This window comes from Firmicutes bacterium HGW-Firmicutes-1, from assembly GCA_002841625.1.
In the GTDB taxonomy this organism is placed as follows: Bacteria; Bacillota; Clostridia; order Lachnospirales; family Vallitaleaceae; genus HGW-1.
In genome coordinates this window covers 118,186-139,258 of the sequence record PHAG01000007.1, presented here as the reverse complement: position 1 = coordinate 139,258, position 21,073 = coordinate 118,186, and the positions used below count along the sequence as shown (strand labels likewise).

Genomic DNA, 21,073 nt, shown 5'->3' with positions numbered 1-21,073 from the left:
AAGCTATATCGCTGGGGGACGAATACAGCTTTAGCTCATCATTGCAATCATAAACTATTATGTATTGTTTTTCCCTCTATAATTCCATATGAGGGTAATAAAATGACTAATTTGTTTATCCAAAGATCTTTTTAATAAGCTCTTTTTCTGGGTTTGCAACAGTAGAAGCACAAAGTATTTCTCCAGTAGCCATATACTTATCTTCTACAGCCATAATCGCTCTTTTCACAGAAGATACTTCACCAGAAATAATGGTAAAACCTTTACCACCTAAGCCTCTAGCAATTCTAATTTCAATAATATTTATATTTGAGGCTTTAATTGCCGTGTCTGCTACCATAATCGAACTAAGGGAAGACATTGTTTCAATAATACCTATACAACTAATTGGATGCATTTCGGCCGTTCCTGTTAACGCCGGAAAAATATCAGGATGAATATTTGCTATGACAAGAGCCTCAATCTGGAATACACCACCAAGTTTCTTTCCTATCTCCACAGCATTTTTTACTGCACCTACATCTCCAGAAACAATTGAAATATATTTTCCTGGACATATTGGATTTGCGGATATAAGCTCTACATTAGAGGATTTTAACACTTCATCGGTTACCTCTATACCTTTTGCAATACTTTTAAATTCTAATAAACCAATGGAATTTTTCATATTTCCTCCTTTTAGTCATAGACTTTCTATGTACTTTTAATGATGACCTTATCTCCAAAGACTTTAACAACAGTACCAGAAATACTAGCGTGTATATTTACGCCTAAGGCATTGTCTTTAGCTCTAAAAATGAGTTGCCCTTTTGTAACAGTTTCTCCTTCTTTTACCCAAAGAACCGATGGCGCACCTATATGTTGTTTATTTAATATCGTCACTTCCTCAAAACACTGGTCTATTTGAGTTAACGGTGCATCTACATCATACTGATCAAGCTCAAGTCTGTAAATGAGCTTCTTAACCGGAAACCCTCTATATTTAAAAAATGGATTTACTTCAGTTGGCTTTCTATTGTTTGGATTTTTTATTCCCATTTCATTCAGTTGTTTCTTTATATTCATATTTACTTTCCAAGGTTGTAGGTTCATGATACATGCCTGTTCACATAACCCACATTCACAACAGAGGAATGCTTCATCTAAACTTGCATTTTTGTCTCCAAGGGAACCGTAGCTCGAAATCCTCATAAGCTTAGAAGGATGTATTTTGTGCCCTAAAAGATATCTTGGACAAACATCTGTACACAAGTCACAATGACAACAGGAAGTTTGCGCTTCTTTAAGCACTCGTGTAACTGATTTCTCTTTGTTCTTAATCAATGGATGCTCTTCAGGTAATACGATATATCCTTTAGATGCTTTTTTTACAGGTTCATCAATGGAGGCTAATATTTTACCCATCATTGGTCCACCATCAATTACTTTATAATTCTCATTTAGTGGACCACCTGCGAGATGAAGAACCTCTCGCACAGTTATCCCTAAGGGTACTTTTACAGTAATTGGATTCTTTACTGCACCTGCTATTGTTAAATATTTTTCCGTTACTGGTGTATTGTGGATTCCATTATAAATATTAAGCAAGGTTTCTACATTTGTAACAATAGTCCCTACCATGATTGGAATACCACCTTCAGGAACTATCCTTCCAGTTGTAACATAAACCAAATATTGTTCATCTCCAGCTGGATACACATTTTCCAGTAGATGAATGCGCAGATGCGGATATTTTTCTAAAGCTTTTGTTAGTGATGCGATTGCCTTGGTATACTTATTCTTTAACCCAAGGATGCCTTCTTTAGCGCCAACATGGGTAACACATTGATCTAGAGCAAAAAGAATTTTTTCTGCTTCTAAATCCATTAAGATTTGGTCTACTCTAAGCAACGGCTCACATTCTGCACCATTTACGATGACGAAATCTGCTTTAGCATCAAATTTTACGTGTGTAGGAAATCCTGCACCACCTGCACCAACAACACCAGCATCCTTGATTATATTTATTAGATTTTCCACTTTTATCACCCCGTTATTTAATGTTAAAGCCATTCACTAAAACACATCTTCTCTTCCTTGTGAAGGTACTTGCAGAAGTTAAGCCTTCACCCGTAGGTCCTGCGATTGTAAAGGTTGTAAAACCTTCTCCTCCAACACCTATTCCAGCGTAAGATGGCCCATTTTTAACAAATATTGTTGTTTGTATTCTTCTTCCCATTTCAGAAAGCACTTCAATATCACGTGAATGACAAATTGCAGTATGTCTATTTCCATGTTCAACTTGGCAAGCCAAATCAATACCCTCTTTCGCATCTTTCACTCTAACAATTGGAAGAATCGGCATCATAAGCTCTTCTTGTACAAAAGGATGTTCCTTTGATACTTCCATAATAATGAGAACAATCGAAGGATCGACCTCAATACCTATTTTAGAAAGAATATAATCTGCGTTTTTTCCTATAAATTCTTTTTTGGCAAATCCCTTGTCACAAAGAACTAATTTTTCTAGTAAACAAAGTTCTTTGTCTTTTACTTCATAAGCACCATTGTTCTTCATATTGAAAATGAGATAGTCACATACTTCATCCACTACAATTGCCTCTTTTTCTGCAATACATGGAATATTGTTATCGAAGCTACTACCTAGTACGATATCTCTTGCTGCATTTTCAATATTAGCTGTCTTATCAACAAATACAGGAGGATTGCCAGCTCCAGCTCCTATTGCCTTTTTCCCGGTAGATAAAACTGCTTTCACAACTGCCGGTCCTCCCGTAGCACAAATCAAATTAATTTTCGGATGATTCATCATGGTGTTTGCTTTGGTAAGGCTTGGATGATCCACTGTACAAACTAGGTTCTTAGGTCCATCTACAAGTGCAATTGCTTCATTGATCAGTTCAACCGTTCTATTCGAAGTATGATAAGCCCCAGGATGTGGTGAAAATACAACTGAATTTCCAGCAGCGATCATTCCAATGGCATTACAAATTACTGTTTCTGATGGGTTTGTTGATGGAGAAATAGCTCCAATCACACCAAATGGTGACATTTCAAGAAGTGTAAGTCCATCATCTCCGGTAAACACACCTGCTTTCAGATCTTCTACAGAAGGTGTTTTATCAATGACCAATGCATTTTTAATTAATTTATGTTCGTATCTTCCCATTTTTGTTTCTTCATAGGCTAGTCTTGAGATTTCTTCAATATGGTTTCTAAGATGTGCCTTTATTGAATCAATGATTTTCTTTCTATCTGAAAGTGTCATTTCAAAAAGCACCTTTTGAGCCTGATAAGCAGCCTCAACCGCATCCTCCATATCCTCAAAAATACCTAAGCGATTCAAGTTTTCTGAAGGTTGCGCTTCATAATTTTCAATTTTACTTGCTACCAATTTCACTATTTTTTCTAGTTGTTTTGAATCAATATTCATTGTTTCACCTCTTATTATAAGTTTTTCAAAGCCGCTTCAGCGATTAAAATGTCTTCTTCAACGCTGCCACCACTTATGCCAATTGCTCCTACAAGTTTACCCTTTAAATAAATTGGAATACCTCCACCAAAAACAACTACCTTACCACCATTTGTATTTTGAATACCGTATAGGGCTTCACCTGGCAGTGCTAGTTTTCCAAGTGTTTCAGTGGTTAGCTTAAAAGCCATGGAGGTGTACGCTTTATTTATGGAAATGTCTATACTTCCAATATGGGCATTCCCCATTCTATTTAAAAGTATGAGATTACCACCTTCATCTACAATTGAAATGACGACTGGAACCTTTAATTCCTGCGCTTTATGAATTGAAAAGGCAGCCATTTCGTTTGCTAATTCTAAGCTTATACCTACAGTATTTTCTTCATTATTCTTTTCATCTTCCTTCACTTCTACTACATATCTGCTCATTACAAAAAGCAAATCAGATAATCTATTTATAAATTCCAATATATAGACTCTTACGTCTTGCTCATCACTTAGATTTACGATTTCTCGTTCTGCAAGCCTTACCGCTGTTCTTGCAACATGGAGGTAAGCTGCTTCCTCTGAAGCCCCTGGAACAATAAAACAAGGCATCTCAGATAACTTGCTCGTTAGCTCATCTATGACTCTTTCAAGAAAAGTTACATCCGCTTCTAAAATTTGATTTTTAAGCTTCTCTATTCCTTTTTCATCAGATGCGAGTTCTCCACCAACTACAAATAATTTTTCTTGAATTATTTTTAATAAGTCTTTTAAAACTCGATCCTTAATCTTTACACAAGCTACACCAATTGCTGCATTTGCTTGATCAACACTTCCGTAAGCTCCGACTTTTTTTGAAGATTTGAGAATTCTTGAACCACCATATAGGCTTGTTTCACCTTTATCTCCGCCTTTTGTGTATATCTTGCTCATAGATATTCACCTAATGCCTTTCAAGCGTGTCAATGATAGCAACAATGGCAGCATCAACCGGCGCCTTCTCATCAAAAATGGCTCTTGCAGAGCTACCTGTAGCAACTAAAACTCTATCAGAAAAGCCTGCACCTACTGTATCAATCGCTACGATTGCCTCACCATAAGGTTCAAAACTAGGACTTAAGGGTTGAACAATTAAAAGTTTCTTTCCTACCAAATATTCATTTTTAGTTGTTGCAACAACGTGTCCTCTGACCTCTGCTAAATACATTGTGATCACCCTACCTTCTTAAAATATCAATTTTATTTTGAGATAAATAATCCTTAGCTGCATTTGTTAAAATAGCACTTTTTTGAACGAGTAGACTTCCTTTTACCAGGGTGTTAACACATTCTAATGTGATGACATTCCTATCTATTGTGACAATACTACTGTCTACTTTTATGAATTCATTTTTTCCAATGATCATCTTAAGTCCAATATCTTCTAATGCTTTGCATAATTTTAAGGTTAAACTTCTAAGATTAATATTGTTCTTAATATCTAAGTCTTTAGAGAAACCATATACTTCTTTTCCTTCTTTTAAAGCCTCATATACCAAATACAAAAATTTGTTTTCAATGTTAAGATTTGTCAACTTTCCAATTTCAATGATGTTTAAATTACTTAATACAATCACTTCATATTTATGAATACTTTCAAGGTTATCTAATAACTCTGCTTCTTTTAGAAAGGTAATATTCATAAGCCCTTGATCTAATTCTATCTCTTCCTTTTGATGACTGATTACTACTGCATCAAATATAAATCCATTGTCTTTCATTGATAATAGCAAAATATTCAGTAATGAATAGTCCGTTTTTTCTCTTATTACGATAAGCCCTTTATGGGTATTGAGCATAAGCTTGATCCGTCTGATTACTTCATTCACGATCATATCAATATTCAAAACTATACCACCTCACTTAAACAGCTTAAGGCTATTCCTAGTGGCGTCACTAACATTGGGTTGTAAGGTTTTATAACGTTTAATCCAGTTTTTTGTTTGAAGACTTTTTCAAAATCAACAAAGGTTGCTGCACCACCTACAATATAAATGACACTGACTTCTTTTCCATGGATAAAACCATTTACAATTGACGCCATTTTCTCAACTACAGGGGCTACAACAGGAAATACATCCCATTCTCTGTCCTTTGTATGTTTTAACACTTCCGCTTCTTCATAATTTAAACCATATCTACCGGCTAAAACTAAGCTCATATGGTGACCACCTGTAGGTTCGTCTGCTGTAAAGGTTACTTTACCGCTTTCTATAACTGATATTCCTGTAGTGCCGCCACCAACATCTACCACTGCTCCATCTTGAACACACAATACTTTGGCAGCTGCTGTAGGTTCATCTACTACATTAATTACTTCAAATTCACAAGCTTCAACAACATTCACAATTGCTTTTACAGATCCTTCAGATACACCGGGTGGTATAGCTGTAGCAGCTTTTAACAATTTTTTCCCAATGATTTCTTCAAGCTCTCTCTTCAATTCCTTAACGATTTTGATGGCTCCTATGTAGTCAACGACAACGCCATCTTTTACCACTGATGCTCTTTTTTTTGCTCCTGCAACAGCTTTGCCAGATTTATCAACAACACTTAAAACGATATATGCTGTTCCAAGATCAACGCCTGTAAACAACTCACCTTCATATTCTCCACAGATCTTTTCATCAATTAAGATTTCAAAATCTTTAATGTCTTGATTTACCCTATTCATATCCATTTGCTTCACCTTCATGTCTTACAATTTTTAAAAGGTCACCATTTTTAACCAAGGCTGCATTTGCTTCATCTAGATCTAGATGTATTTCTAATGCATAATTATTTGAGACTCTAAGCATGACATTATTAAAGGTTACAGAGCGAATTCCCTCTGATTTCACTGATACAATTTCTTTGTCCTTAAAACCATAAATATCAGCAAAATCTTGAGGCATATGTATGTGTCTATGTGCAGCAATTGCACCTTGTTTGATCTCAATCTCACCAGCAGGTCCTTGCACAATGATTCCTTCAGAATCCTTTATATTCCCTGACTCTCTAACTGGGATTTTATTTACACCCAGTAAAAAACTATCTGATAAAGAAAGTTCAACCTGTGTTTGCTTTCTTAAAGGCCCAAGTACTCTAACCTTTGAAATGGAACCTTTTTCAGAAATGAGTGTCACCGTTTCATGGGCTGCAAACTCCCCTGGTTGTTTAAGATCCTTTAACTTAGATAATTCATGGCCTTTTCCAAATAAAATTTCAAAGTCTTCTTTTTCAATGTGGATGTGCCTATTAGACACACCCGCAGGTACATAAATAGAGTCGATTACATACTTCTTTACTACTTGTGCTATCACTTTGATGAGTTCTGCTTCTTTCATAAAAGTTTACCTACTTTTCTGGAATAAGTTTTTCAATATCAGCATGTGGTCTTGGAATAACATGAACAGATACAACTTCACCCACTCTACTAGCAGCACTAGCACCAGCATCGGTTGCAGCTTTAACAGCACCAACATCGCCTCTTACCATTACAGTAACTAAACCTGATCCTATTTTTTCATAACCTACGAGTTCAACGTTAGCTGACTTAACCATGGCATCTGCAGCTTCAATAGCACCTACTAAACCTTTTGTTTCGATCATTCCTAATGCTTCTTTAGACATAATATTACCTCCTTTTTAGTTGACAACCCCATAAGTTATAGGGCATATGGATAAATTCAGGTAGCCTTTGAGTTATGACTGATGCATAAACTTTTAGGTTCTCCTCTTTTCCTTTTACACTTTGGATCATTACAAAGATTACATACTTCTTTTGTTTTCATCTTTGTTTCGGGTGTTACAGCTATTATTTTATTCAGGTCAACAATATCTTCAGTTTGAACTTCTTCAACTGCCGCTTGTTCTTCTGCTACTTCTTGTACTTCTACAACTTTTTTAATTTGTATTTCTTCTTTTCCATCTTCAAGTACTACTTTTACTTCTTCTTTTACTTCTTCTTTTACTTCTTCTTTTATTTCTTCTTTTATTTCTTCTTTTATTTCTTCTTTTATTTCTTCTTTTATTTCTTTTGCTTCTTCTTTGTTAACTTCTTCTTTTACTATTTCTTCTTTTACTATTTCTTCTTTAACTATTTCTTCTTTAACTTCAAGAACTGCCTCTTTGGCTTTGTTTTTATAACCAATCGTTGACGAATTATAAACAAGTTTGTCAATTCCCAGCGCTGGTCTAGCAATAACCTTAGTTGCATAAATTTTATTTATGAGTTCTTGGTGAGATTTAATAGAATCTACCGACGCTTTTACAGCTCCTACATCGCCTTCAATTTTGATGGCATACATTCCGTCGCCTTTACTAGGTTCGATACCTATTAATTCAACATTTGCTGCTTTCAAAATTGTATCAACCGCTACAACTGCTGCAGCTCTTCCGATTACTTCAACTAACCCTAATGCATTATTCAAAAGATCTCCTCCTTTCAGAGAGTTTACTGCTTATTCAACTATAAAAGGTATCCCTTTAACGAGTCTTGCTCCGTTTATACCAATATCTCTTAATTTCTTTTGATCATTATGATGTTTACTTGGAAAAAGAAAATATTGATCCGGTAATTTCGAATGATGCAGGCATATATTCCCTGATTCATCTAAGCCTATTCCGACGTCAAGCTGTGATTCATTAGATGCCATAGTTGCAAGCTCTTTATAATCGGAACAATCATCCCCAATAAAGTGATACGGAATGCCTTCTTCTTCAATTCCGTAAGTTATTAAATCAATCAAACTCTTATTTGTTATCTTGTTTTCAAAGTAAATATAAATCGCAAGATTTTCTTTCATTTTTCCACCTACTTTCCTACAAAGCGCTTGTCGATGCGTTACATAACTTTTATACTAACTAACACTTTGTTATTCTTCGTGGAAAGTAAACTTTCCTACTGGACAAGAAAATCGGCTGCACCGAGTTAAAATCCTCGTTACCCATCTGCCGCTTTTCCAATTGCTTATGCAGAACTATCTTATTTAACAAGAACGAGCCCTGTTGCCACGGCGTTTCTTGGACCTTCAATACCTCTTATATTTCCTCTACCTGCAACGATTCCAAACTGGGACAGCGCATCTGTTACAAGCTGAGGCACTTCAAAGTCAAGGGCTGATCCTCCTACTAAAACAACATGATCTATAGCTCTAATATCTCCGGTAGAACTTACCTGTTTTAATGCTCTTAAGGCGTTCGTAACAAAAACCTTTTCCTTTGCTTGTTTTCTAACCAGTTTTATTTTCTCAATAGATACTTGATGGTTTATAGGAATCATTTCATTTTCTTTAATAATAACAACCCGCGCAAAAAGCTTTGGATCAAGTGGTTCTCTGAAAAATTCTACTGAACCATCTTCATGTCTAATATGGAAAAGACTTTCTGCCTTTGCTAAGGAATATTTCTTAATGTCTTCTGCTAGATCAAAGCTATCAAGACCGAGTTCAGTTTGGATAAGTAAGGTCACCATATTTCCAGCTCCAGCCAAATGGACAAGCTTAACCTCTCCATTCTTTGTCATAAAGCATGCATCTGTGGAACCTGCTCCCATATCTAAAATAGCAAGTGGTTTATCAGTGCCCGGTGTTGTTAATGCACCGTTAATAGCCATCTGCGCTTCAACACCACCTACTTCAACCTTAACACCTAGTTTTTCTTGTAAAATTTCTGCTATAATGTTCATCTGAAGCCTATCAGCTTTAACCATTGCTGCAATACCTACAGCATTTTCCATTGAAAATTCACCAGCTATACCACCTTGTACCTTCTGAGGACAAATCGTATCAACTGCTAAAAGGTCTTTAATTTTGACATCCATATGACTTTGGTCTGTTAGACTAGCCATAACGTGTCTTACTCTTTCAAGCATTCCTCCCGCATTTGTTCCAGCCTCTCCTTGAATGTCTACGATAGGTGCACACATTTCAATGTTATTCATTAGAGCTATCGCACCATCATCTACATCTACTTTCCTTTTGATCTTTTCACCCACGATAATAATTTCTCCAGCTGGAATACTTCTAGCTTTCACGTCTCCCTTTGGTGTCTTAATGACAACAGCAGATCTATTGCCAATGAGAGCTCTGGCTATAGGTACAACCAATTTCGTCTCATCACCATTCAGATTAAAAACCGTCGCTATCCCATAGGGATTAGATAAAACTTCTACCACATGTCCAACATGGGCTACTTCAACTGCAGTTAACATATGTAGAGGAATCTTATCAAAAAGTTTCACTTCATCAATGATAGGTATCGTTTTCTCTAATCTGTTATTAATCAGTACACCATCATCATTTTCAGCAATGGCACCTGTGATTTCAATACCTCTGTCACTGAAATCATTTATAATCTTTGAAGCTTGATTAAAATCATAAGTTTTTGGAATAAGTACAATTACCTTTTCTCCGCTATTCATCTCATGGAGCTGGTCTATAGGAGTAGAAATCCCTACCCCTATACCAATGCCTCCTGGAGTTGTTGGATTATGACCAATCATAGTTGATTCAGTTATGATTGTTTCCGTGATTGTTTCCATGGCTACGTCTCCAATAACAGGCGCAGCCTCATTTATTCTGATTAAATCAAGATCTTCCATATTGATTTTTGACATTTCCAAAGCTTTTTTTAAGGATTTAAAAATTCCAGGAATATTATCTTTTGTACCCTTTATTCCGGTAGTATTCACTAAGGAACTGCCAAGAAATTCCACCTTATTATCATCATATACTTTGCCAATAGCAGTTTCAGTGCTTGCATTTCCTATGTCTATTCCTGCAATTATTCTCATAAAAAAACCTCCAGAATTTACTTCTTAAGTCTTCCTCTATTATCATATAACTGTGCTGCTTCTCTTACAAAAGCACTGTTGATTTTACAGCAGTATTTTGTTTCAAGTTCATCAGCTATTGCAAGTAATTCTGCTTTAGTAGATCTATAAGGTCTTAGAGCATTATAGATTTCAAGAACTCTTGCATCAGGAACAGCGATTAATTCTGCAGCTCTTCTTAGATTTCTTGCAAATGCATCTCTTCCAACCGATTCAGCAACTTGTGCTTGCATTTCAAGTGTTTCTGGAGCTATTTTTACGTCTTCTGCAGTAATCTTTCCATTCATAACACCTTCTATTGTGATTTCATCTAATGTCTTTCCTGTAGGTGCTTTAATGATTTTTCCCATTTTTTCACTTAAAGGATAGTTCGCCTCGGTCATTCTTGCACCAGAAGCAACTTCAGTTTTAGTTGTATAGGAATCTTCTTTATTCATTGCAACCATAACTTCTTTGATCATTTTTTCTAGAACAGCATTGTCCATCATTTTATCTCCTCCTTATTCGAATATTACTTTAAGCTCTTCAGCCGGAGCGTCTTGCTTAACGTGTTCTGTTTCTTTGATATGAAGTAGAGCCGCAATTGCTTGATACTTTGGCCTAGCCATTTGGTCATTCATTGTTGGTACTGGACTTGGGGATTCACCTTTTGCATATTTAGCAGCATTTCTTCCAATAGCTCTATAAACGTCTAAAGTAATCAATGGTGCTTGTGGGAATAGCTCAACATTACTCAAAGGTAATAAATCCTTTTGATGAATAACTGTAGTCCCCTTTGACTGAATTCCGATCCCAATTCCTGATCCGCTTAAAGTTGCGGCATTATGTGCTATAAAGGAAACATCTGATGTTCTAAGTACTCTGATTACTCTAGGTACCAAACCTTCTTCTTCAATACCAGCCATGATCTCTTTTAATACTTTACCATGAGGTATCTTGGTTATAGTTTTTGTTTGATGTAATCCAAAGGCAGGAGCAAGTCCGATAATCACTTCGTCTTTGCGTTTACCAACTGCTGCTGATCCGATACAAGTTAACTTGATGTCAGATACATCATCACTTGAAGTTGTAACCCCAGACTCTTGTAGCTTTAAATTTTGCATAACTTCTTCAATAATACTTTTTAATACTTTTTCATTGATTTCCATCGATATTCCTCCTCTCTTATTTATAGTCTGCTGCGTCGATTGCATTAGGAATGTCTTGAACTTCATTCCATCTTGCTTCAGACATTGAGTATCCAGTTCCAGGACCTTTATAATCATTCTTATCATTCACAGCACTAATTACATGGAAATTTGAATCGATAATAGCTGAAGTATGAAGGTGATCTCCTGATACTCTTAGCTTTAACATACCGAGAAGGCTTACTGCAAGCTCATCAAATCCACCCTTTTTAATTGCTTTCACTACATCAATACCAGTAATGCCACGTTTCATCATGTCTTCAGCAGCAGCTAAATCATCTACTACATTTCTGTCAGGCATATCTTTTGATCCATGTGCATAAGTTGCAGCTTCAACTTCTTCATCCGTGATGATTGTAAGATCCAATTCTTTAAATACACATTGAAGTACTTTTGCAGCTTGATTTCTAACTTTTACAACTTCTTCTTCTAATACTGGTCTTAGACCACCATCAATTTTTAAGTCTCTTTGAAGAATGTTATAGTCATCATAATCATCCGCATCAAAGTTTGATCCTGCAAACATATTGTCATAGTTAGGAGTTGCTGAATAACCTGAGAATATGAAGTCTGTTCCTGGAATCATTTGCATTAATGTTCTAGCTGTTCTTCTAATATCTGAATGAGAGAAGGTTTGGTCGTTGCCAGAAGCAACTTCAAGATCCATCATTGTTGTGATAACATTTTCAGCTAATACGGCTCTAATACCACCTGGTACTCCACCTGGAACGCCTATACAAGAGATTGAACCATTTTGAAGACCTTGCACTCCTGCACCTTTTGTAACAAAGATACATCTTGCTTCAAGATATAACATAGATTTCTTTTCAGCGTATCCCATTAATACCTCTGAACCTGTACCTGATGTATATCTCATTTTTAATCCTCTAGATGCATATGCAGATGCTAGGAAGGATTTAGACCATGGAGTATCATCCCCATCAATGAAAACTTGCTCAGTACCATATACTGAAACTGTTTCAGCATATGCAGTAAGTCCTCTCATACCTAGAACCAATTCAGTTGCTTCTTCAACCGCACATTGAGTTAAAATACCTGGTCGGCCTACTTGTGCTCCAACTAATAATGCCAATGCATTAAAAGGTGCATATCTTGCAATACCAACCGTAGTTTCTTGCTCATCAAAGCCTCTAAGTGCCGCTTCAGCTGCATCTGCTGCTATTTGAATAGGATTATCTTTTAGATTCGTAACATGACACTGATTTGAAGGAGTTTTTCTAGCTCTCATTTTTGTTAAAGCCATCATTAATTCCAACACGTTCATATGTCCAACAATTTCCACTACCTTAGCAGGAGTCATTGCTGTTGTTAATTTTACAAGTTCATCTCTTCCTACATTAATGTCTGCAAGCATGTGCGCTAATTTAAGAGAATCCATTGCCATAACTTTTTCTGTGTTTTCTTTATTTATAGAGTAATCTGCAATGAAAGTATCGAGTAAGTCAAAGTCTTCTCTTTTCTTACCGTCTAATTCTACGATTATCCCATTTGCTACTTTAACACTAGGTTTTGGATCGTATGGTGAGTTCATTGCAATCAGACCAACTTCTGGCCACTCTTTTACAAATCCATCCTTGTTAACTGGTCTTTCCGCTAATACTTGAAAGCGTTTGGATTTCATTTGGTACCCTCCTTTTTTTCTTTAAATGTATGGCGTTGTAACGGATGGTGCAGCTTCGTTGCCTAAAACTTCTAAAAGTTTTACGCCAACTTCTTTTGCTGCAAGTATGGATTGTCTAACTGCTCCAGAATCTCCACTAATAAATAAAATAACTTCATTAGAAAAAGATGTTGTTGAAGGTGAAGCATAACCTATAATATCAACATTAGCTGCTTTCACTGCAGTATCAGCAGTAATAACACCAATAGCAGCAGGAGCTCCAACGATCAATCCAAAAGCTTTTCCTATAGGTGCTCCAAAAGCTTTGTTACATGCATAACTTGCTCTTGCTGTATATTGAAGCTCAATATGACCTGCGCCATTTGCATATACATCTCCAAAAGTTCTATCTAATTCTTTAAGGCAAACTTCTACTGCACGTCTAGCATCAGATACATCTTCTGCTCCAAATAAAATCAAACAACCATGACCTGCTCCACCTTTTGTATCTCTAGGTAGTTCAATAGAAATGATTTCTGTATTTGTTGCTTTTACCGCTTCATCAGCAGCCATAACATGAGGGCCTGCACCCGTTCTTGCTCCGATGATACCGATTGATTTGTATTTAGGATCAAGCTTCATAAAGCTATGTAGTGAATGGTCAATATTAGCAATAACCAATCCTAATGTATCTCCAATAGCAGTTCCTACAAATTCAGTTAGTCCAGTCGTATTCATTTTACTTTCTGTATTTGGTGCTTCTGCTTCCTTACCTAATTTCTTCATTACTTCTTCCATTACTTTTTCCATTACTTTATCTTCCATTTTTCAGACCTCCTTCTACTTTTTTTCAACTGATATTAGTTTTTCTACATCTGTGTGTGGTCTTGCAATTACATGAGTCGAAATTACTTGGCCAACCTTTTGAGCTGCTGCAGCTCCAGCATCAGTAGCTGCTTTAACCGCGCCTACATCTCCTCTTACCATAACTGTTACCAAACCTGATCCGATTTTTTCGTATCCAACTAGCTCAACATTTGCTGATTTAACCATTGCGTCGGCAGCTTCAATCGCTCCAACAAGTCCTTTTGTTTCAATCATTCCTAAAGCTTCTTGTGACATTTTGTATTCCTCCTTTTACCCTTTTTAAGTTATACCTGAAGTGCATATTGCTTTGCACTAGAAGTTTTCTTGTGTTACTCTCTATATGCTACTGTTTTTTTCAAAAAATAAGTAACAAAAATTTGTACAAAACCTGATAATTTTTTTATAGTTTTACACGTGTCCTATTGTTACGTTAAGAAATATTACCAACCTCATCGATAACAACACTTAATTATTGTCACTTTTAACCTGTAAATAGTTAAATTCTTCTTGTGAACTTGGGGTTTCCAATTTCTTTTTCAGTAATCTTAAACCATGGTTATACTATTTTGCTCACAATTAAAATAAGCCATTGTAAAACCGCTTAATCAGTTATACTTTTTTGTCCTTCCTCGATTATTCACCATTTCATTCCTGCTAAAATAGGACAAAAAAAAGAACATCTATATTTGAGATATAAATGCTCTCTACTGGTTGCTTTCATCATATTTCGAATTGTACCTACTATTATTTCTTAAGGTTTTCTCTGTACTGAGTAGGCGTAATTCCTTCAATTCCTTTAAATACCTTGCAAAAATAGCTTGATTCATTATACCCAAATTCAAACGCTACATCTGCTATACCGATATCACTTTCTTTTAATAATTTCTTGGATTTTCTTACCTTTTTAATACTAATATAATTTGTGAAATTTATCCCGAATTCCTTTTTGAACAATCTACTTAAATAGCTAAGACTAAGTTCTGAATAGGTTGCCGCTGATTGGAGACTTACATCCTTTTTTATATTATTCTCAAGATAGGTAAATACTTTAATCAATTGAGGATAATTTTGAATACTCCTTTGCTTGAAAACTTCATCTAGTAAATCAAATACCCAAAATTCTGCTAATACAACGTCTTTACATATGGCTTCATTGATTTGGAATTTTTTTTCATAGGAATCTCTATAATCTTTATCCATACAAGCAATTAAATCTAAACATTGAGCAAGCATTTCCTTAAGTTCTCTATAAATCAAATTTGGGTCTTGCGTTTGTTTAAAAATATAACCTACAACCTTATTGATCTTTTCATATGTTTTTTCAAAATCTTTTTCTGATAAATGTTTTATTAGCTCTGCTGAATGAGAACTTTTTGTTACATGATTCTGCTTATATTTGTTTAATAGTTCTCTTATTTTTTCAAATGAACATGGCTTTAATAAGTACTCATCTATACCAATTTGAATTGCGGTTTGAGCATACTGAAAATCACTATGGGCTGTTAGTACAATAATTGATGTATTTGGTGCTCTTTTCTTAATAACTTGGCTGACCTCTAATCCATTAATTGTTGGAATTTTAATATCCATAAAAATAATATCTGGTACCAACTCTTCAGAAAGTTTAAGTGCCTGTAAGCCACTTTCTGCTTCTCCTACAATTTGAAAACCTTCTGTTTCTGAAATAACAATACGCAGTGCTTTTCTCATTAAATATTCATCATCTACTATGAGTACTTTATGCATTTAGCTAACCCTTTCTTCAAAATGTTCTGGAATCTTAATTATTACTGATGTTCCAACATCTTCTCTGCTGATAATCTCTATGTCATATGCGTCACCAAAATTATTCATCAAACGTTTTCTTGTGTTTTGAATACCAATTCCCAAAGAATTTCCTTCGTAATTTTCTTGGTTTAGCAAAAATATTTTGCGCAATGCTCTTTTTGACATCCCCACACCGTCATCTTCAACTTTAATAACCACATCTCCATTTTCTAAAAATACTTCTACAATAACAGTTCCCGGTCCTTCTTTAGGAACAATACCATGATTTACAGCATTTTCAATAAAGGTTTGTATTACAAATGGTGGTATTTTTTGTGTATCTATTTCCTCTGATATTATAATTTCATAATTCAATTTATCACCAAAGCGAATTTTTTGAACCTTTAAATATCTTTCAATATTTTCTAAGTCTTCTTTTAAAAACACTTCTTTGTCACCGTTTTCAATGTTGTATCTAAGTAAGTAGGAGAACAAATAGGACATTTCTTCAGTTTGCTTAGCACCTTCTACCAAGGCAAGGTTACTAATAGAACTTAATACATTAAACATAAAATGAGGATTCATTTGTGCCTTAAGTGTTTTAAGCTCCGCATCCTTCAATTCCTTTTCAATTTCTAAACGTGCTCTTTTTTCGACCGCTAGCTGTAAACTTTGTCGGTTCAATTCTTCCTGAATAATGTTAATCGCTTCTTTTTCAACCAATTGATTTATGACTAAATGCACCAAATCTGCAACCGATACTATTTTTTCATAATCAATCTCTAGTGTTTTCTCATACATTGCTAATAACTCAGGATTTTCTTTCCACTTTGGATCTGCCTTGATAAATTCATTGATATCATCAAATCGGTCACTTTCACTACTTCTCGCTTGTCCACATAAAACAGCTCCTAAATATTGACCTTTCACAACAATAGGCACCGCGAAATCGATTAAGCCACCCGGGCAACGATATATATATGGTTTGCCTCTAATCGCAGCTTCCAATCCTCCGTGAGCGTCTGATAAATAGCACGCTTTTTTATACGTATCAATTTTTCTACGTGCACGACAATACTCAGAAAAACTAGTTCTTTTTGTTAAGGGTTCTCCTTTATAATCAACAGTAACAAATGCCAATCCTGTAACCTTGGATAACCCTTCTTGAATGTCGTTAAACAATTTTAAGTCTATAAGTTCTTTTAACTCAAACCTCTCATTATAGCCTTCATCATTGCCTATTATATTTTCATTATCTAAATCTTCAACTAATTCATCTGTCTTGAGTTGATGTGTCTGCTTGTAGTCTTTTTTTATCCCTGATGGCATTATCTTACCTCCATTTCAAAAAACTGAATAATCTCTTAATATTATTCTTACAATACGTCTTCGTGTCTTAAATTTTCGCATTTTTTAATCCACTATTAGTTGAATTTCATTACAAGTCCGATGCTAATTGTTATATTATAATATCACAGTTTTTTTCTAATAGCAATCGTTTGAATCAACGTGAAACTTGCTATATCAATTTTTTCTTTCATTTATTTTTACAACTATAAACTCTGCTCCTCTAATAAGGACTAAACCCTTGCTCTAACCACCACTCAACTTTATAGATCTGATATTGCAGAGAAAACTGCTCATAATGAATTTTTTCCCAACCAATTAAGAGTGAGAATAACTTTTTAGCTTCTACCATTGAAGTATTTTCTCTTGCATTTTCATAAAATGCTATGGCATCTCTTTCCATTTGCATCCCAACACTAAAAACAGACATTGCCAAACCAATTGATTCTTTCTCCACCTTATTCCAATTGTAAATATTGGGAGAAGGAGGATCCGATAAAAATGCGAGTTTATAATCCTCAGCTGCTCCATTTTTCATTTTATCAAAAAGCAGCTTTAAGTATTCAACATGTTTTAATTCCTCCTCTGCTAGTAATAACAATGCTTCTTTACTTCCTATACTTGCGGATTGATTGGCAGCCATACGATAAAATTCATATCCTTCAACCTCATTGACAATAGCTTGTTTGATAAGTTCTAGTTCTTCGTTTAGCATATTAACACCATCCTTATTTTTTTTATACCTTATTCTTTATATTAACATATTTAGGATAAGTTGTTTTCTTTTTATTGCATAAAATATACCCTTAATATCAGCATTATAAATAAACTCTTTAAACACTAATGTGCCAAGTTTTAAATCGAGTAGGAGGAAATTTCTCTGAATGAGAAATTTCCGTCCTCTCACACCACCGTACGTACGGTTCCGTATACGGCGGTTCAATCTTATAACTAAATGTGAACTAACTGATACTGGTCTAGTAGCAATACTAGGCCAAATTTCTTTAATCTTTCGTTGGTAATCGCTCTATGCAGAATCCATGAACTACCTATTCTCGCATAGCCTTTTCTAGAATTTGCCCACTCCCAAGCCTTCTGCTTCGGGATGCCAAGTAACATAAGATTCTTGTACTTCGTTTTAACCTTTTTCCATTGCTTCCATATACACATTCTTAATCGAAATCTTATGTGTGCATCTAGTTCAGTACACATTTTCTTCATGCTACCGATTTTAAAATAGTTCACCCATCCAATTATCAATTGCTTCAACTTCACCATTCTGTATGCCGTACTAACACCCCAACTTCTCGATGTGAGCCGTTTAAGTTTCTCTTTTAACTTCTCTACAGACTTTTGGTGTGGTTTTGCTTTAAACTGATGACTAAATGTGTCCCAGTAGAATCCAAATCCTAGGTACTTTATGCCATTGGGTCTATCCACTTTACTTTTACTTACATTGACCTTCAATCCCAACTTCTCTTCAATAAATTTCGTTATGCTTGACATGACTCTGTTGGCTGCTTTCTCGCTTTTCAAAAGAATAATACAGTCATCTGCATACCTCACAAAGCTAAGTCCTCTTCCTTCAAGTTCCTTGTCAAGTTCATTAAGCATTATATTGCTTAAGAGTGGTGATAAATTCCCACCTTGTGGTGTACCAATAATGGTCTCTTTGTATTCATCATCAATCATTACTCCACTTACCAAAAATCTTCTGATGATTGAAATGGCATCTCCATCTTTAATCGTCCTTGCTATGAGATTCATCAGCTTATCGTGGTTTACATTGTCAAAGAATTTCTCCAGGTCAATATCAACTACCCACGTATTGCCATCATTCATCACTTCAAGGCTTTTGATGATTGCCATTTCTGCACATCTTTTAGGTCTAAATCCATAGCTGTTGTCGTGGAATTGTTCCTCATAGATTGGTGTCAGCACCTGTGCTATTGCTTGTTGGATGAATCGGTCTGTTACTGTTGGAACTCCTAAGTTTCTTACCCCACCATCAGGCTTTGGTATTTCAACTCGCCTTACAGGTTCAGGGTGGTACCTTCTTTCCCTTATTTGTTCCTTAATGTTCTCGCCATTCGTTCTAAGATGCTCCTTAAGTTCATCGACTTTCATTCCGTCAACTCCCTCTGCTCCCTTATTTCGTTTGACTTGCAGATATGCTTCATTCAGATTTTCCGAACTCAGTATCTGCTCCAAAAGATTTTCAGTTTTCACATTCGCTACCTCCATTCTTCTCGTGGTATCTCTGCCATCGCCTTATCTTTCGATAGAGTGTTAAAGCACCTGATGTTGCATTGATACGCAATCACGATTTTAGTAACTGATAAGATTGTTCAGCCCTTCGCTATTCCTAAGTTTCCATAGGCTTCATCACTACTATGGCTTCTGCTGACTTCTCATTTCCCATTCTTACATCACTGCAAGCCTTTGGTGTAGGAGATAAGATCTCCCCAGTTAAGAACGAACTCTTTCCCTCCATCTATCTGCCACATTTACACTTCATAATTATTCCAGTAGTATCGGACTTCAGTTTGTTGTGCAACCTTATCCATTATGAACTGCCTTATATGTGATTTCTGTCCGTCAGACCAGAGGTTTGCCTCCAACTTCCTTCAGATTCCACCTCACGGTGGACACCCTTGTTCTTGGCTATGTGCTTCCTACTACAAAGGCACACTCGGGACTTTCACCCGCAAGAGTTCGCCCATGCTGGGCGAACACAAAACAACACTCCCATAAAGAAGTGTTGTGAGCTTGAGAATATTAGTTTTAATTGTGAGACAGATTATCTACTAAGATATAGAAAGTCGGCTTCCCTTCTCTAATCTTTGTATTTGTTGCTCACCAATTTCAGCTAGTTCTTTAAATTCACTTATCGTTTGCTTCATTTTAGGAAGCGCTTCTTGCTTATATGCACTTATAGCGTCCATAGCTGCAATAACATCTGTAAAAGCTGTCTTTAAAGTATCCACAGATATATTGGCTTCCATTGATTGCTTATGAATCTCTGCTCCTTGTTCTTTCAACATCCTAGAGGTTCCGCTTATCAATTCATTTGTTGTTGCATTCAACATTTCGATCTTTTTTAATACAATTTTTTGATTATACAAAGCGCTTGCAACGATAGCAGCAATTCTCATTGCAGAAATCGTTACATTTTTTGCGCGCTCTACGCCTCTAATGAGTTCTTTATTATTTCTTCTTATGACTTCAATAGCCATGATTCCTTGTTGGTTCACTACTATCATTTGCTGCATATCCATAATTCTTTGTCTCAATGGGAATAAAATCTCTTCAGTGATAAATCTGATTTTTTCCGGATCTTCATTGCTAGCTTTAGCGTTGTCTATTTGTTTAGAAATTGTTTCGTCCATCATTGTTCCCATTTCAATTTCTTTTGTAAGTTTTTTTGTAAGATCTCTCATGGACATTTCTTCAATTTCCAAAGTTGTGTTATCGTTTTTCAAGGTTGTTTTACCTTTTTCTAAAGATACCACAATATCATTAATCACACTGTCTGCCTTTTCGTATTTCTCAAAATAAGCTCTTAAAGGGTTGAAAATTTTTCCCAAAATTCCTGTTTTTGTAAAGTCAATTAAGCTGGGATCAAGATCTTTGATTTCATGATGCAAATCAAGAAGGCTAGTTGCAACTGATCCACCTTCACCTCCCATTTTAGATAAACTTCCAACAGAAACTTGTAGTAGTGAATTTTTCTTCGCTGAACTGTGAAGTGTTTCCAGTCCAAATTCATCAATTGATTGAAGTACTACTTTTCTTTTTTCTAATGAATCCATGTCTAATGCCATGATTTCTGATACATTATTATCTGCCAACTCTTTTAACTTAGCAATTTCTTCAGGAACTGGCTTTACCTGCTCAACAATCTCTTTTTTAACTAATTCTGTATCTGTAACTTCCATAGAAAAACTCATATGAATAACCCTCCTAATCATT

At 35.5% G+C, this 21,073-nt stretch carries 22 protein-coding genes; all 22 read right to left on the bottom strand.

What is annotated here, in order from left to right:
- Positions 1-115 precede the first annotated feature (115 nt).
- Positions 116-667 carry a propanediol utilization protein gene (locus tag CVU84_09420; protein PKM94723.1) on the bottom strand — a complete coding sequence of 184 codons (552 nt, stop codon included), beginning with the start codon at positions 665-667 and terminating at the stop codon, positions 116-118.
- Between the two features lie 26 nt (positions 668-693).
- Complete coding sequence (locus CVU84_09415; GenBank protein ID PKM94722.1) at positions 694-2,052, bottom strand: electron transport complex protein RnfC; 1,359 nt, start codon at positions 2,050-2,052, stop codon at positions 694-696.
- Positions 2,033-3,433 carry an aldehyde dehydrogenase EutE gene (locus CVU84_09410; protein ID PKM94721.1) on the bottom strand — a complete coding sequence of 467 codons (1,401 nt, stop codon included), beginning with the start codon at positions 3,431-3,433 and terminating at the stop codon, positions 2,033-2,035. The genes CVU84_09415 and CVU84_09410 overlap by 20 nt, the downstream gene beginning before the upstream one ends.
- Before the next feature lie 14 nt (positions 3,434-3,447).
- Complete coding sequence (locus CVU84_09405) at positions 3,448-4,392, bottom strand: ATP:cob(I)alamin adenosyltransferase (protein PKM94720.1); 945 nt, start codon at positions 4,390-4,392, stop codon at positions 3,448-3,450.
- A 10-nt stretch (positions 4,393-4,402) separates the two neighbouring features.
- Positions 4,403-4,666, bottom strand: coding sequence for an ethanolamine utilization protein EutN (locus CVU84_09400; GenBank protein ID PKM94719.1), 264 nt, complete (start codon positions 4,664-4,666; stop codon positions 4,403-4,405).
- A 10-nt stretch (positions 4,667-4,676) separates the two neighbouring features.
- Positions 4,677-5,345: a hypothetical protein gene (locus CVU84_09395; GenBank protein ID PKM94718.1), complete on the bottom strand. Its 669-nt coding sequence runs from the start codon at positions 5,343-5,345 to the stop codon at positions 4,677-4,679.
- A gap of 2 nt (positions 5,346-5,347) precedes the next feature.
- Positions 5,348-6,178, bottom strand: a complete 831-nt coding sequence (locus CVU84_09390) for an ethanolamine utilization protein EutJ (GenBank protein PKM94717.1) — start codon at positions 6,176-6,178, stop codon at positions 5,348-5,350.
- The gene (locus CVU84_09385) at positions 6,165-6,824 is read right to left on the bottom strand and encodes a propanediol utilization protein (protein ID PKM94716.1); all 660 of its coding nucleotides are present in this window, start codon (positions 6,822-6,824) and stop codon (positions 6,165-6,167) included. The genes CVU84_09390 and CVU84_09385 overlap by 14 nt, the downstream gene beginning before the upstream one ends.
- Before the next feature lie 10 nt (positions 6,825-6,834).
- On the bottom strand, positions 6,835-7,110 hold the full coding sequence (locus CVU84_09380) for an ethanolamine utilization microcompartment protein EutM (GenBank protein PKM94715.1): 276 nt from the start codon (positions 7,108-7,110) through the stop codon (positions 6,835-6,837).
- Between the two features lie 56 nt (positions 7,111-7,166).
- The gene (locus tag CVU84_09375) at positions 7,167-7,910 is read right to left on the bottom strand and encodes a hypothetical protein (GenBank protein PKM94714.1); all 744 of its coding nucleotides are present in this window, start codon (positions 7,908-7,910) and stop codon (positions 7,167-7,169) included.
- Between the two features lie 30 nt (positions 7,911-7,940).
- Positions 7,941-8,285 carry a hypothetical protein gene (locus CVU84_09370; protein PKM94713.1) on the bottom strand — a complete coding sequence of 115 codons (345 nt, stop codon included), beginning with the start codon at positions 8,283-8,285 and terminating at the stop codon, positions 7,941-7,943.
- A gap of 179 nt (positions 8,286-8,464) precedes the next feature.
- Entirely contained in the window at positions 8,465-10,273 is a 1,809-nt protein-coding gene (locus CVU84_09365; protein ID PKM94712.1) for a diol dehydratase reactivase subunit alpha, read from the bottom strand.
- Between the two features lie 17 nt (positions 10,274-10,290).
- Positions 10,291-10,797 carry a propanediol dehydratase small subunit PduE gene (pduE, locus tag CVU84_09360; protein PKM94786.1) on the bottom strand — a complete coding sequence of 169 codons (507 nt, stop codon included), beginning with the start codon at positions 10,795-10,797 and terminating at the stop codon, positions 10,291-10,293.
- Positions 10,798-10,812: 15 nt separating this feature from the next.
- Positions 10,813-11,460, bottom strand: a complete 648-nt coding sequence (gene pduD / locus CVU84_09355) for a propanediol dehydratase (GenBank protein ID PKM94711.1) — start codon at positions 11,458-11,460, stop codon at positions 10,813-10,815.
- A 16-nt stretch (positions 11,461-11,476) separates the two neighbouring features.
- Positions 11,477-13,141 (bottom strand): propanediol dehydratase, encoded by a 1,665-nt coding sequence (gene pduC / locus CVU84_09350; protein ID PKM94710.1) that lies wholly within the window; start codon positions 13,139-13,141, stop codon positions 11,477-11,479.
- A 21-nt stretch (positions 13,142-13,162) separates the two neighbouring features.
- A complete protein-coding gene (locus CVU84_09345; GenBank protein ID PKM94709.1) occupies positions 13,163-13,945 on the bottom strand; it encodes a propanediol utilization microcompartment protein PduB in 783 nt (260 codons plus the stop codon).
- A gap of 15 nt (positions 13,946-13,960) precedes the next feature.
- Entirely contained in the window at positions 13,961-14,242 is a 282-nt protein-coding gene (pduA, locus tag CVU84_09340) for a propanediol utilization microcompartment protein PduA (GenBank protein PKM94708.1), read from the bottom strand.
- Positions 14,243-14,731: 489 nt separating this feature from the next.
- Positions 14,732-15,733: a hypothetical protein gene (locus CVU84_09335; protein PKM94707.1), complete on the bottom strand. Its 1,002-nt coding sequence runs from the start codon at positions 15,731-15,733 to the stop codon at positions 14,732-14,734.
- On the bottom strand, positions 15,734-17,083 hold the full coding sequence (locus tag CVU84_09330; protein PKM94706.1) for a histidine kinase: 1,350 nt from the start codon (positions 17,081-17,083) through the stop codon (positions 15,734-15,736).
- A 241-nt stretch (positions 17,084-17,324) separates the two neighbouring features.
- Positions 17,325-17,816, bottom strand: a complete 492-nt coding sequence (locus CVU84_09325; GenBank protein ID PKM94705.1) for a rubrerythrin — start codon at positions 17,814-17,816, stop codon at positions 17,325-17,327.
- Between the two features lie 236 nt (positions 17,817-18,052).
- Positions 18,053-19,345: a group II intron reverse transcriptase/maturase gene (ltrA, locus tag CVU84_09320; GenBank protein ID PKM94704.1), complete on the bottom strand. Its 1,293-nt coding sequence runs from the start codon at positions 19,343-19,345 to the stop codon at positions 18,053-18,055.
- 563 nt (positions 19,346-19,908) lie between these two features.
- Entirely contained in the window at positions 19,909-21,051 is a 1,143-nt protein-coding gene (locus CVU84_09315; protein ID PKM94703.1) for a toxic anion resistance protein, read from the bottom strand.
- Positions 21,052-21,073: the final 22 nt, after the last annotated feature.